9 protein-coding genes are annotated in these 14,201 nt (G+C 51.5%); 2 read left to right on the top strand and 7 right to left on the bottom strand.

Going from position 1 to position 14,201, the window contains the following annotated elements:
* Positions 1-27 precede the first annotated feature (27 nt).
* The 7 genes from V7775_RS14035 to V7775_RS14005 all read right to left on the bottom strand — a co-directional run bounded on the left by V7775_RS14035 (position 28) and on the right by V7775_RS14005 (position 8,909).
* A complete protein-coding gene (locus V7775_RS14035; protein ID WP_335752539.1) occupies positions 28-3,603 on the bottom strand; it encodes a hydantoinase B/oxoprolinase family protein in 3,576 nt (1,191 codons plus the stop codon).
* 68 nt (positions 3,604-3,671) lie between these two features.
* Positions 3,672-4,955: a TRAP transporter large permease gene (locus tag V7775_RS14030; protein WP_335752538.1), complete on the bottom strand. Its 1,284-nt coding sequence runs from the start codon at positions 4,953-4,955 to the stop codon at positions 3,672-3,674.
* A 4-nt stretch (positions 4,956-4,959) separates the two neighbouring features.
* Positions 4,960-5,523, bottom strand: coding sequence for a TRAP transporter small permease subunit (locus V7775_RS14025; RefSeq protein ID WP_335752537.1), 564 nt, complete (start codon positions 5,521-5,523; stop codon positions 4,960-4,962).
* Positions 5,524-5,587: 64 nt separating this feature from the next.
* The gene (locus V7775_RS14020) at positions 5,588-6,625 is read right to left on the bottom strand and encodes a TRAP transporter substrate-binding protein (RefSeq protein WP_335752536.1); all 1,038 of its coding nucleotides are present in this window, start codon (positions 6,623-6,625) and stop codon (positions 5,588-5,590) included.
* A gap of 32 nt (positions 6,626-6,657) precedes the next feature.
* Positions 6,658-7,482: a putative hydro-lyase gene (locus V7775_RS14015; RefSeq protein ID WP_335752535.1), complete on the bottom strand. Its 825-nt coding sequence runs from the start codon at positions 7,480-7,482 to the stop codon at positions 6,658-6,660.
* 94 nt (positions 7,483-7,576) lie between these two features.
* Positions 7,577-8,455, bottom strand: a complete 879-nt coding sequence (locus V7775_RS14010; RefSeq protein WP_335752534.1) for a LysR family transcriptional regulator — start codon at positions 8,453-8,455, stop codon at positions 7,577-7,579.
* A gap of 121 nt (positions 8,456-8,576) precedes the next feature.
* A complete protein-coding gene (locus tag V7775_RS14005; RefSeq protein WP_335752533.1) occupies positions 8,577-8,909 on the bottom strand; it encodes a hypothetical protein in 333 nt (110 codons plus the stop codon).
* A gap of 41 nt (positions 8,910-8,950) precedes the next feature.
* Here V7775_RS14005 and V7775_RS14000 point away from each other — a divergent pair, with 41 nt between their 5' ends.
* Together V7775_RS14000 and V7775_RS13995 are read left to right on the top strand one after the other, a co-directional pair.
* Entirely contained in the window at positions 8,951-10,051 is a 1,101-nt protein-coding gene (locus tag V7775_RS14000) for an alcohol dehydrogenase family protein (protein WP_335752532.1), read from the top strand.
* 523 nt (positions 10,052-10,574) lie between these two features.
* Positions 10,575-14,201, top strand: a 3,627-nt coding sequence (locus V7775_RS13995; RefSeq protein ID WP_335752531.1) for a type VI secretion system tube protein Hcp, incomplete at its 3' end; no start/stop codon positions are given.

Genomic DNA, 14,201 nt, shown 5'->3' with positions numbered 1-14,201 from the left:
GTCAACGAACCATGGTGAACCCTTAGGTCAAGCCTGTCCAAACCCGCCACCCCCTGGAGATTTGAGAACAAACACATCACCGGGTGACATGCTGGCTTCATCATTCCCGTTCAGCAGTTCAGTGGTCCCATTTGAGCGTTCGATACTGTTCTCACCGATAGCACCCGCACCGCCGCCCAACACACCGTGAGGCGGAATTTTGCGATGGGACGACAAAACTGTAACCGTCGTTGGCTCCAAAAAGCACAGCCGTCTGACAATGCCGTTGCCCCCGATAAATTCACCACCCCCGCCAGATTCTTTCCGTATCGAAAATTCGTCAAGGCGCACGGGAAACCGTGTTTCCAAAACCTCTGGATCGGTCATGCGCGTGTTGGTCATGTGGCTATGCACGGCACTTGTGCCATGAAACCCATTACCAGCACCTGTTCCACCGCAGATGGTTTCGTAGTTCTGATATACATCGTTGCCATAGACAAAATTGTTCATCGTTCCTTGACTGCCCGCGATCACACCAAGAGCACCATAAAGCGTGTCAGCAATTGCCTGACTGACCTCTGTATTCCCAGAAATCACAGCCGCAGGGGCGTCGGGATTGATCATGCTGCCTTCGGGCACAATAAGGGTCAGCGGTTTAAGGCACCCCTCGTTCATGGGAATGTCGTTACCGACCAACGTGCGAAACACATACAGGACAACCGCACGGCATATCGCCATTGGCGCATTGTAATTCCATTCGTTTTGTGGCGACGTGCCGGTGAAGTCGATCGTTGCAGTACGCTTGGCTTTGTTGACAGTAATCGCAACTTGGATTTGGTCACCGCTGTCCAATGGATAAATAAATTCACAATCGTGCAGAACGTCTAGGACACGTCGTACGCTTTCTTCTGCATTGCTTTGAACATGCGTCATATAGGCGTGCACAGTTTCGACCCCGAATTGTGCAGTGATTTTTTGCAACTCTCTGAGACCCGTAGCGTTTGCCGCAATTTGTGCTGACAGATCAGCCATATTCTGATCGATGTTACGGCATGGGTATTTGCCCGATGCCAATAGCGCACGGGTTGCAACATCGCAAAGCTGCCCCTGCTCTACCAGCAGGAAGTTGTCGATTAAAACGCCTTCTTCATCGATGGTTCGGCTATCAGGCGGCGCTGACCCTGGGGTTTTACCGCCAATGTCCGCATGATGCCCGCGGCTTGCTACAGTGTAGATGATCCGTGTGCCTGCATGATCAAATATGGGCGTGATCACTGTGACATCGGGTAAATGCGTCCCCCCATTGAACGGGTTGTTCATCATAAATACGTCGCCAGGCCTGATCTTACCTTTGTTTTGCGCCAAAATCACCCGCACGCTTTCGGACATTGATCCTAGATGGACGGGGACATGAGGTGCATTCGCGACCAGATCGCCCATCTCATCAAAGATTGCACATGAAAAATCGTAGCGTTCTTTTATGTTTACTGAATATGCGGTGTTGGCGAGGGTTGCACCCATCTGGTCCGCAATGGACATGAACAGGTTGTTGAACACCTCAAGCATCACGGGGTCAACTTTGGTTCCAATGGCTTCTTGGCGGGCAAGCGGTATTGTCCGTGACAGCACAAGGCAACTGCCTGCGATGCATTCTGCTTGCCAGCCTTGTTCCAAAATATTTGTGCCCGTTGGCTCTGTAAGAATTGCAGGGCCTTGAACCACATCGCCTTTGCGCATTTGCTGGCGATCGACAATGGACGTGGTGGTTAGTGCCCCATCCGACCACATCTTGCTGGATTTGGGGGCCCAAGCGTCATTGGCGTTTTCGCCCAACTGAACCGTTTCACCGGTTTCGCCTATGGCTTCGGCTGAAAGTATATCGATCAGCAAAGATGCTCCATTTGGTACAAATCCAAACCGCTGTTCATGGGCCGTTTGAAATGCATTGGCCATCTCAACTTCGGTGCCGAATGGAACTGCAATGGTTTGTTGTGCGCCAGAAGGACGGATATGCGCCATCCTGACAATAGTGATATTGTTATTAGTAATCCCTTGTCCGGTTACTTCTGCCTTTGCCTCAACGCACAGTCGATCAAGAACATTGCCGGCATCATTGACCTGATCAATGCCTTTACCAAACTGGTGTTCACGCATCGCACGCACATCAGCAAGGCCCATACCAAAGGCTGACAACACGCCTGCAAACGGATGGATGAAAACGCTTTCCATACCCAATGCGTCTGCGACCAGACAGGCATGCTGTCCACCAGCACCCCCAAAGCAATTCATCGTATACTTGGTAACGTCGTAGCCGCGTTGCACGCTAATCTTCTTAATCGCATTTGCCATGTTTTCGACAGCGATACGTAAAAAACCTTGGGCGATTTCCTCAACCGAAAGACCGTTTCCAATCTCAGTTGCCATGATCTCGAATTTATTGCGTACAGCGTCAACGTCTAAGGGTTGATCCGCGTGGGGGCCAAAAACCGGAGGAAAGAAATCAGGCTGCAATTTGCCCAACAAGACGTTGCAATCCGTGACGGTCAATGGGCCGCCACGCCGATATGCGGCAGGTCCAGGATTGGCACCTGCGCTTTCTGGGCCAACTTGCATCCGGCCATCTCGGAACGACAAGATCGATCCTCCACCAGCGGCTACGGTGTGAATGGACATCATCGGCGCGCGCATACGGACGCCAGCCACTTCAGTTTCAAAGCTGCGTTCAAATTCACCTGCGTAGTGGCAAACATCAGTCGATGTGCCGCCCATGTCAAAACCAATGAGTTTGTCAAAACCATGTTCCGTCGCGGTGCTGACCATACCTACTACGCCACCCGCGGGCCCAGATAGAATGGCGTCGCGCCCTTCAAACAAGGCGGCATCTGTGAGGCCCCCATTTGAACGCATGAACATCAGGCGTTCACAGCCTCCTTTGCCCGCACCCAATGCGTCGGCAACTTGGCTGACGTAGCGGCGTAAAATAGGTGAAAGGTAGGCATCAACCACTGCGGTATCGCCACGCGAAACCAGTTTGATCAGTGGGCTGGCTTCATGGCTTAGCGACACTTGGTCAAAGCCTGATTGTCGCGCCATTTCTCCGATCTGTTTCTCATGATCTGAAAATCGATAGCTGTGCATTAAGGCCACGGCAACTGAACGATACCCATCGCCATACGCACGTGACAATGCGTCCCGCGTAGCCTTTGTATCGAGTGGCAAAATGATTTCGCCGTCCGCCGAAATACGTTCTTCGACCTCGATGACATCACTGTACAACAATTCGGGCAATTGGATGTCGAGGTCAAACAAGCGGGGCCGGTTTTGAAACCCAATTCTGAGAAGATCGCGCATGCCTTTGGTGATCAAAAGTATTGTACGTTCACCCTTGCGCTCTAACAGGGCATTTGTCGCAACTGTGGTTCCCATTTTCACAGCGCCAATACGGCCCTCTGGGATCGGATCGGTTGGCGACAGGTCAAGCAGTTCACGAATGCCATGCACAGCGGCGTCTGCGTAGACTTCCGGATTTTCGGACAGCAATTTATGTGTCCGCAGAACCCCCTCGGGTGTCTTAGCCACGATATCGGTAAAGGTGCCCCCACGGTCGACCCAAAATTGCCACATGGCACAGCTCCTTTATGTGCCGGCGCGCCAGCAGTTATTACAGTTTTATGGAATGGATGAGTTCGAGTTTAGTAGACCAAGGATGGCAACCAAAGCGCGAGGTTCGGGAAGATCAGCAACAGGCCCAGCATCACAAACATGGTGGCAACAAAAGGCAGCGCGCCTTTGATCACATCAATCATAGGCCCTGATTTGCGGATGCCTTGCACCACATATAAGTTGATCCCAATAGGTGGTGTAATCAGCGCAGTTTCCAGCAAGACCATGAGTAGAATACCGAACCATACCGGGTCAAAACCTAGCGCCACAACAATAGGTGTGATCAGCGGTGCCATCGTCAACAACATGGACAGCGTTTCCATAAAGCAACCGATCAAGATCAACACAGCCACGATCATCAGCATGGTTTGCATCGGGGTCCAACCCAGACCTGTGACAAAATCTGTCAACGCTTGGGTCAGGCCGATGATTGACAGGACGAAGTTCAAGAACACGGCAGCAATGATGATCAACATAATCATCGCCGTGGTGCGCATTGTGCCTTCAATAGCTTGGCGCATCATATCGATGGACAGCTTCCCATTCAGAAGTGCCAGTAGCATTGACGCAACAACTCCCAAGGCAGCTGCCTCTGTAGGGGTGGCTAGACCAGCGTAGATTGAGCCTACAACCACAACGAAGATGCCCAACGGAGGAACAAGAGCAGGCAGCGCACGCATACGTTCGCTCCAAGTATGGCGCAGCTTTTCACCGCCCCATTCGGGTTTTATCAAACACGCCACAACGATGGTCGCCATAAACAGAAGGGCTAATAGGAAACCGGGGATGAAACCAGCAAGGTAAAGTTCAGGGACGGACGTGTTTGTCAGCAAACCATAAAGGATCAGGTTGATTGATGGTGGGATCAGGATGCCCAATGTGCCACCTGCGGCGACTGTTCCAAGAAACAGGCTTTCGTTATATCCGCGTTTTTTGATCTGCGGCACCGCGACGGTGCCGATCGTGGCAGCAGTAGCCACGGATGATCCAGACGTTGCTGCAAACAGCGCAGACGATCCGATGTTCGAGTGCATCAAGCCACCAGGCAACCAACCCACCCATTTAACGATGCCGTCATACATGCGTTCCGTAATTCCAGCGCGCAGTAGAATTTCACCCATCATCACAAACATCGGGATTGCCACCAGTAGAAAATCGGTCGACGTCTGCCACGCCATATCGGAAATGGCGCGGTGCAAGGGCATGGCGCTGTCCGTAAATTGCAGGATCAATCCCAACCAGCCAAGTGAGGCGGCAATCGGCACGGCCAGACCAATAAGGGCCAGCAAGATAAAAAGTGTTTTTAAAAGCATCAGATTATACCGTTTCGTCTTCGATTTGTTCGTCGAGGGATTTGACACCAATAAGATCTTGGGTGCCGGCGATATCACCGCTGATCATTCGTTTGATCGCGACAAGGCCGATTAATGCGCCAGAAAAGACAAAGAACATCCACCCCAGCAGCCAAGGAATTTGTGGAAGTGCAAGTGGAACGCGCATCGGCGTTATGGAGCGCGATCCATTTTCTAAACTGTCACCGACCATGGACCAGACATTGAAAACAACCACGGATGCAAACCCGATCAACATTATCATCCCAAACAGGTTTATCACGCTGTGCATCATTTTGGGAAAGACCCCAAGAAGGGCGTCGACCCGGATATGGGCGCGTTCAAACAGTGCGTGCGAAAGGGCAAGTGCGGTGGCGACGCCAAAAGCATAACCGGAAATTTCATCGGCTCCGCCTATTGAGAAATTGAAAAACTTGCGCAGGAATACTTCGGCTGTAACCAGAAAGGCAGACAAGACAATTAGTGTGCCACCTAGCCAAGTCAGCCATAAGCTAAGGGTGCGTGTCTTGTTTAGGAGACGATCTAACATATGAAAATCCAGTGCAGGAGTGGTTTAGGCGGCGGAATAAACCAGCCGCCCATTTGTTTAACGCTTACTTGGCCACCGCTGTCAGACCCAAGATTGGCCCAACAGTTTGGTTCCAATTCGCAGCACAATCAGCGCCACACCGTTCTGCCCAGCGGGCAAGAACCACGTCTGTCGCAACAGTGTCGCGCAACGCCAAATCTGCAGCGGATGGCTCTACCAATGTCATGGAACCGGCCTCGCCAATCGCACATTCACCACCGGTGATGCAGGAAATTGCAACGTCATCTTCGGTTGCTGTTTCTGCCCACATTGCATCAGTAAGCGTCGCGATTTCCGTTTGCATCAGCGTTTGCTGATCTGCAGTCAGGCTGTTCCACTTGTCCATGTTCATTGCACCAAAGGCCAAGCCCCAGCCAACGCGCAAGGTATAGGCATGTGTCGCAACTTGGTTCCACTTTGCGGTATAAGCCGACATGGTTCCTGTGATTGCGCAATCAACAACACCTTTTTCAAGTGCTGGGATAACTTCGGAGAACGATACCGTGACAGATGTGCCGCCGACGCCTTCGACGAAATCACCCAGTGTCGTGGAGTAAACACGGATCTTTTTGCCCTTCAAATCTTCGATGCCGTTCACTTCGCCATTGCACCACAAGGTTTGACTTGGGAACGGGTACAACATCAACAATTTTGCATTGTAGATGTCTGCAAACGCAGTTTCTAAAGTTGGATAATAGGCGTCAGACACCTTGCGCTGGGTATCGATATCTTGGGTCAACGTTGACAAGTCAGCGCCTTCAAAGATTGCATTTTCCGCAGCCACGTAACCTGGCAGGCCAAAGGCAAAATCGAATACGCCATTTTTGACCAAACGCATGATTTCAAAACCCTTAAGTCCAAGACCGGATTGGGATTGAATTTTGCCAATGATTTCGCCGCCCGAAGCTTCGTTCAGACGTGAGTTAAAGAACGGTTCTTCGTGCTTTTGATAGTTAGTCAAGCTAGACCAAGTACCGACAGCGTTCAATACCACAGGATCATCAGCCAAGGCCGAGCTGGCACTGATGGCCAGTGCAGCAACAGCAATTGTAAATTTCTTCATTTTAGTTCTCCTAGTTGATCGTTTTTGTATTTTTATTGGAGTGGAAGGATGGTCGTTTCGGCGTCTTCAGCCACGTCTGCAATCAGCATGTGGCCGGGTGAGTGGGTGATACAAAGCGGCAGTTTGGCGTCTAACAGGACATTTTGTGGCGTCACGCCGCAGGCCCAATAAACGGGCACTTCGCCTGCTTTGATTTCAACTGCATCGCCCCAATCCGGTTGTGACAGATCAGAAATACCGATACTTGCCGGATCGCCAACACCAATTGGCGCGCCATGGGCATGTGGGTAACGTGCGCTGATTTCGCGGGCTTGGTCTATTTGGCTTTCCGGTATTGGTCGCATGGTGACGACCATTTTACCTGCGAAAGGGCCTGCGGGCATTAGATCAATATTAGAGCGGAACATCGGCACATTACGACCTGTTTCGATATGTCGAACAGGAATGTCATTGCGCAACAGTGCGTTTTCAAATGTGAACGAGCAGCCCAAAGCCACTGTAACCAAATCGTGTGTCCAAAGCTCTGTGATGTCATCAATTTCTTCAGCAAAAACACCATCACGAAACACTCGATACTTTGAGACATCCGAGCGAATATCAATATCACGACCAAGCGTTGGTAAGTTGGCATCACCGCTGTCACTTACCCCTACAACCGGACAGGGTTTTGGGTTTCTTTGACAGAACCGCAGAAAATCCAAGGCATACCGTTCGGGGAGAATGGCCAGATTACATTGGAGCTTTCCTGTAGCGAGGCCAGCGGTGTGGCCTGTATAAGAACCACGTCTAATGGCCGCACGAACCTGTTCGGGCGTTGAGTTTAGGAGATCGGAATATGCAGTGGTTTGTAGGGTCATGACGGCAGCCTCTGTGGTGTTTAAAATACATCTCACAAAAGCATCAATTCATGCAAATTATCATTTTATATCGGTAGTGATAGATTTTTTGGAACTACCTTGGGTGCGACGAGTCCCACTTGATCGCCACGCGTCTCGCGATTTCCGCACTATTTTCAACTAGAAAGCTACGGGGTTCAGACAAGTAGGACGCTGTGAATTCCAAAGGCTGGGGTCGAAATCCAGGGTCAAACTCAACGATCTGGCCCGACTTCAAAAAGTCTTCTGCCAATGCACGGGGGTATGGGCCAACAGCGATTCCCGCTGCAATCATTTTTAAACTGGCCGACAATGAGGCCGATGCATAGACCCGCAACTGTGGGCCAATTCGGCGTGATAATTCTGACATCAGCTCTCTGTACGGGCGGGTCTTGCTCGAATATGAAATGATCGGAATAGCGCTTAGATCAGTTTCTTCGTTTTGAGTTGAGCGGTACCAATGCAGATCGAAAGGCGGGAGCGCGACGTTCTCGACCGAAAATTCAGACACAGGACCCATTAAGAAAACAAGGTCCAACCGCCGCTCAATAAGGGCCGCGCGTAAATTCAAAGAAATATCCACGGTAAGATCAACATTAACCCTTGGGTATTGTTCGCTGAACGCCTTCAAAAATTCAGGCAACCACGCTTGTGCAATTGTTTCAGATGCGCCGACGCGGAATAGACCTTCTGTTTCAGAAGGGTTTGCCACACGCTGTTTAATCTCTTCCTCAACAAACAACATCTGTTCAGCGTAGGATAATAGAAGTGTTCCATGCTTGGTCAGAACGACATCGCCAGTGCCACGTTCAAACAATGGAACACGAAGTTCTTCTTCAAGATTGGAAATGCGCGTCGATACGGCTGGCTGCGATAGGTTTAACCGCTCTGCAGCTTTGCGAAAGCCACCAAGGCGCGCAACCCAGAGAAACGTTTTGATTTGATCAAAGGTCATGTGCATTCCTAATATTGATCGGTTTGATTTGAAAACCGTAAACGAAGTGAAGCCCTAAGTTTCACTTAAGCTACCTAGTTCACGTTTGAAGCGCCCATAGTAAATCGCTTAAGAAAGGCCATTACTCATCTATATGAAACAACCGGAATACATTTACCTTTCCTAAAGCAGTCATTTGCACAGCTGCGGCAAATGGCAGCAAAGAGCCCATTCTGTAAATTCGGTTTTCCTGCTGCGTGCGCTTGCAGCGTGGAAAATGCTGCGTCAGCGTAAAACTCGGTGCTGCCGCGCAGCGGGAAAACCAGCCATTCGTGCAGAGCGCAGCAAGGATCAAACGTCGAATGCACAGGTTGCAGACAAACCCGCCGCTCGTTTTGAAATCAGCAATGGCCGCTTTCAGAATATTGACAGCTAACCGTACTCGATTATTGATGTCTTTTACAGCTTGACCCAAATAAGCTTACTAGAACTATACAAACCTGAAAGAAGCCAAAAATGTCCGATAGCGAAGATAGAATGATGGCCGTCGTGACAACCGGCAACGGTGGATATGAAAAGCTTGTTTACAGCTCAGTATCCAAGCCAGTACCTGGCCCAAACGAGGTTTTGCTACGGGTCCTGGCGGCAGGCGTTAACAATACGGATATAAACACACGTCTTGGTTGGTATTCGTCAAGCGTGACCGCAGACACCAGCGCGACAGCAAATTCGCAAAAAACCCAAGCCCAGCAAAAAGCGGATGGTGGATGGAACGGAGCAACGCCGTTCCCGCTTATTCAAGGGACAGATTGCTGCGGTATGGTTGTGCAAGTCGGCGATAAAGTGGCGCAAGACTTGATGGGCGAACGTGTTCTCGTTCGCGCCTGCATGCGGCCCAACGGGTATGATGTGATGGACATGGTATGGATGGCGTCCAACTTTGACGGGGCATTCGCAGAATATGTAAAAGTTCCTGCATCCGAAATATTTCCGGTTTCTTGTGACTGGTCGGACGAAGAACTTGCCACGGTTCCGTGCGCTTATGGCACTGCTGAAAATATGCTGCACCGTGCTGGGGTTGGCGTAGGTGACCTTGTGTTGGTCGCGGGCGCGTCCGGCGGGGTCGGTTCCGCTGCGGTTCAACTGGCAAAGCGGCGTGGCGCTAAAGTTGTGGCAATAACCAGTCGTAGAAAAATGGATCAGTTGCGCGAATTGGGTGCAGACGACGTCGTCGAGCGCGAAGAAGATCTTGTGATGCGACTTGGAGAAAGCAGCATTGATGTTGTTGTCGACAACGTTGCTGGTCCGAATTTTGCGCAAATGCTTAAGGTTCTACGACCCGGAGGGCGTTACGTTTCGTCGGGTGCGATTGCTGGTCCCGTTGTTAGCTTGGACATGCGCGACATGTATCTCAAAGACATTTCCCTGATTGGGTGCACGGCGTGGGATGCTCCTGTGTTTCCAAACTTGGTATCCTACATCGAAAGCAATGAAATTCGCCCACTTGTCGCAAAGGTTTTCCCGCTGGAGAAAATAGCGCAAGCCCAACAAGAATTTATGGAGAAAACCCATTTTGGAAACTTTGTCTTGATCCCGGCTCAATCTGTGGATTTATGATCGCTCCTCAAGCCTGCGCGGTTTGCTGACATTCATGCTAACCGCAGCATTCGACACATTGGGCTCAAACCTGTCGTTTGCTGCACCATGCACCGATGTCGGCTGTGCGGACATAGAGGCCATTGCCTCCTCAAAGACCAATATCCGCTTTCGTCTGGATGCAATTGCAGCGAAGAGCGCCACGGGCAGAAAATTGACATTCGGTGGATGCGCGAGCAAACAACGCTGCGACTTTGGGAACCGGCATTCAAGAGCACTTAAAACTGGGTATCTCCCTGCAGCGACGTATGACCGCAAAAGCCAGTTTTGAAGTATTTTGATTCGTCACGAATGTCGAAGTTGCTGAAATTTGAAAACTCACTTCAAAAACCCCCGTCCAAAGTGCCTGTTGCACCGGCGACCCTCTTCATCCTGTTCCAATTTCAGTCGGCTTTGCTGGCCCTTGTTTTAAGTTGATAAATTTCCGAAAATATGAGATATATCAAATGATTGCCGCCATTTCCTCAAATAAAAAGAGATTGATATGCCCACGACGTACTACATGCTGATTGATGGCGTTGCTGGGGATTCAACGGCCCAAGGGTTTGAGGGCTGGTTCGAGCTGGAAGGATTTGAGCTTGGTCAAAGCCAATCTGGGACCACGCACATTGGCGGGGGTGGAGGCCGTGTCAACGTCGAGGACTTATCAGTCGCTCTTTCAGGCAACGCAGGGCTAACGAGTTTGCTCAGCAACACCTCCTCGGGCAGACATTTCGATGCACTTCAAATTGTAGGCGTCACTGGGACCAACGAGAAAGGGCGGAGCAAGACGGTCTACGAGCTCACGCTCAACAACATAATTACCAGTTCCGTATCAGAGAATGCCACTTCAGACTACGGCCCAAACCTTGATGTCACGTTCAACTTCAGTCAGATCGGCCTCGTCACGACCAGCCAGAATCCAGATGGCAGTCTTGGTCAGCAACAAAGCTACGGCTGGGATGTTGTCCAAAACACCTCCCTCAGCCCTGCAAACCTCGATGTGCCGACACCATTGCGCTCGGTCAGTGCACCAAATCCAACGACTTACTACCTGCTGATCGATGGCATTGCGGGTGACTCGACCGATGCAGGACACGAAGGTTGGTTTGAGATCGATGCGTTCAATCTGGGTCAATCCCAGTCTGGGACCACGCATATGGGCGGCATTAGCGGTACTGGCTCTGTCAATGTTCAGGATCTGTCAGTTGCTCTTTCCGGCAACACAGGGCTGACTGATTTTCTCAACGGAGCCACCAACGGTACACCCTTCGCTGCGCTTCAGATTGAGGGCGTCAATGAGAGCAATGCGGCGATCTACCAGCTTACGCTTAACAACATTATTACGACTTCTGTATCAGCGGAGGCGCGGCCAGACGGCGCGCCAAACCTTGATGTCACGTTCAACTTCGGTAAGATTGGCCTCGTCACGACCAGCCAGAACCCAGATGGCAGCCTTGGTGAGCAACAAAGCTACGGCTGGGATGTTGCCCAAAACACCTCGCTCGATTCCGCAATCCTCAAGGTGCCGGCATCATCGCCCTCGGTCAGTGCATCATTTCCCACGACATACTACATGCTGATTGATGGCGTTGCTGGGGATTCAACGGCCCAAGGGTTTGAGGGCTGGTTCGAGCTGGAAGGATTTGAGCTTGGTCAAAGCCAATCTGGGACCACGCACATTGGCGGGGGTGGAGGCCGTGTCAACGTCGAGGACTTATCAGTCGCTCTTTCGGGCAACGCAGGGCTAACAAGTTTGCTCAGCAACACCTCCTCGGGCATACATTTTGATGCACTTCAGATTAAGGGCGTCACGAGGCGCAATGAGTATGGGCACGCTGAGACGGTCTACGAGCTCACGCTCAACGACATTATTACAAGTTCCGTTTCAGCGGATGCCGAGTCACACAACGGCACAGGCCTCAATGTCGCGTTCAACTTCAGTCAGATCGGCCTCGTCACGACCAGCCAGAACCCAGATGGCAGTCTTGGTCAGCAACAAAGCTACGGCTGGGATGTTGTCCAAAACACCTCCCTCAGCCCTGCAAACCTCGATGTGCCGACACCATTGCGCTCGGTCAGTGCACCAAATCCAACGACTTACTACCTGCTGATCGATGGCATTGCGGGTGACTCGACCGATGCAGGACACGAAGGTTGGTTTGAGATCGATGCGTTCAATCTGGGTCAATCCCAGTCTGGGACCACGCATATGGGCGGCATTAGCGGTACTGGCTCTGTCAATGTTCAGGATCTGTCAGTTGCTCTTTCCGGCAACACAGGGCTGACTGATTTTCTCAACGGAGCCACCAACGGTACACCCTTCGCTGCGCTTCAGATTGAGGGCGTCAATGAGAGCAATGCGGCGATCTACCAGCTTACGCTTAACAACATTATTACGACTTCTGTATCAGCGGAGGCGCGGCCAGACGGCGCGCCAAACCTTGATGTCACGTTCAACTTCGGTAAGATTGGCCTCGTCACGACCAGCCAGAACCCAGATGGCAGCCTTGGTGAGCAACAAAGCTACGGCTGGGATGTTGCCCAAAACACCTCGCTCGATTCCGCAATCCTCAAGGTGCCGGCATCATCGCCCTCGGTCAGTGCATCATTTCCCACGACATACTACATGCTGATTGATGGCGTTGCTGGGGATTCAACGGCCCAAGGGTTTGAGGGCTGGTTCGAGCTGGAAGGATTTGAGCTTGGTCAAAGCCAATCTGGGACCACGCACATTGGCGGGGGTGGTGGCAGCGTCAACGTCGAGGATTTGTCAATCGCTCTTTCGGGCAACGCAGGGCTGGCGAGTTTGCTCGGCAACACCTCTTCGGGCATACATTTTGATGCACTTCAGATTAAGGGCGTCATTGGTGTCTATGAGGGCCCCGACATTGTGCGCATTGAAACGGTCTACCAGCTCACGCTCAACGACATTATTACAAGTTCCGTTTCAGCGGATGCCGAGTCACACAACGGCACAGGCCTCAATGTCGCGTTCAACTTCAGTCAGATCGGCCTCGTCACGACCAGCCAGAACCCAGATGGCAGCCCTGGTGAGCAACAAAGCTACGGCTATGATATTATCAATAACCGCGCCGTCGACCCTGCCTCCCTCGATGAGCCGACATCATTGCCCTCGGTCAGTGCACCAACTCCCACGATCTACTACCTGCTGATTGATGGCGTTGCCGGGGATTCAACGGCCCAAGGGTTTGAGGGCTGGTTCGAGCTAGATTCGTTTGGCCTCGGTCAAAGCCAATCGGGGACCACTCATATGGGCGGCATTGGCGGCATTGGCTCTGTCAATGTTCAGGATTTATCAGTTGCTCTTTCCGGCAACACAGGGCTGACGAGTTTTCTCAACAGTGCATCAACGGGCACACATCTTGATGCGCTTCAGATTGTAGGCGTCACACGGAACAATGAGAATGGGCGCACTGACACAATCTATGAGCTCACCCTAAACAACATCATTACGACCTCCGTATCAGAGAATACCTCGTCAGATTATGGCTCAAGTCTTAATGTCGCATTCAACTTCAGTCAGATCGGGCTCGTCACGAACGGCGTGAATGAAAATGGCCGTCCGGATGATCACCAAAGATACAGCTGGGATATTGCCCTAAACACCTTCCTCGATCCCAGAGACCTCGATGTGCCAAATCTTGGCAATGAGCCACCTGTTATTTCGTCCGATGGCGGGGGGAGTATGGCTGAGATCAATGTGGCGGAGAACCAAACCCTCGTCACGACCGTAAACGCGACGGACCCAGATTCTGGAACATTATTGGACTACGCGATTACCGGCGGTGCCGACGCATCAGTGTTCAATATAGATAAAACAAGTGGGGTGTTGACCTTCGTCGCGGCCCCGGATTTCGAAACACCTACCGATGATGTAGGCAACAACATTTATCAGGTGATTGTGCAAACTTCAGATGGCGCATTGGTCGACAACCAGACGCTTAGCGTAAATGTAACTAACGTGGCTGGTACATCGATTACAGGCGCTGAAAATAGGGATGTTATCAATTCCACACGCACCGTCGCGGGACAGCCCCTACCTACCAGCGAAGAGGACAACATCGCGGGCAATGGGGGCAACGATGTGATCGGCGGTGGCGCGGGTGCT

The sequence above is a fragment of the Sulfitobacter sp. genome (assembly GCF_036960155.1).
Classification (GTDB): Bacteria; Pseudomonadota; Alphaproteobacteria; order Rhodobacterales; family Rhodobacteraceae; genus Sulfitobacter.
Note: the sequence above shows the minus strand (reverse complement) of the source record. Positions and strands in the feature narration are given on the sequence as shown.

What these genes read in the sequence shown, in the direction of transcription:
- V7775_RS14035 (WP_335752539.1), bottom strand. Translation starts at nt 3,603, where the DNA reads ATGTGGCAATTTTGGGTCGACCGTGGGGGCACCTTTACCGATATCGTG.
- V7775_RS14030 (WP_335752538.1), bottom strand. Translation starts at nt 4,955, where the DNA reads ATGCTTTTAAAAACACTTTTTATCTTGCTGGCCCTTATTGGTCTGGCC.
- V7775_RS14025 (WP_335752537.1), bottom strand. Translation starts at nt 5,523, where the DNA reads ATGTTAGATCGTCTCCTAAACAAGACACGCACCCTTAGCTTATGGCTG.
- V7775_RS14020 (WP_335752536.1), bottom strand. Translation starts at nt 6,625, where the DNA reads ATGAAGAAATTTACAATTGCTGTTGCTGCACTGGCCATCAGTGCCAGC.
- V7775_RS14015 (WP_335752535.1), bottom strand. Translation starts at nt 7,482, where the DNA reads ATGACCCTACAAACCACTGCATATTCCGATCTCCTAAACTCAACGCCC.
- V7775_RS14010 (WP_335752534.1), bottom strand. Translation starts at nt 8,455, where the DNA reads ATGACCTTTGATCAAATCAAAACGTTTCTCTGGGTTGCGCGCCTTGGT.
- V7775_RS14000 (WP_335752532.1), top strand. Translation starts at nt 8,951, where the DNA reads ATGTCCGATAGCGAAGATAGAATGATGGCCGTCGTGACAACCGGCAAC.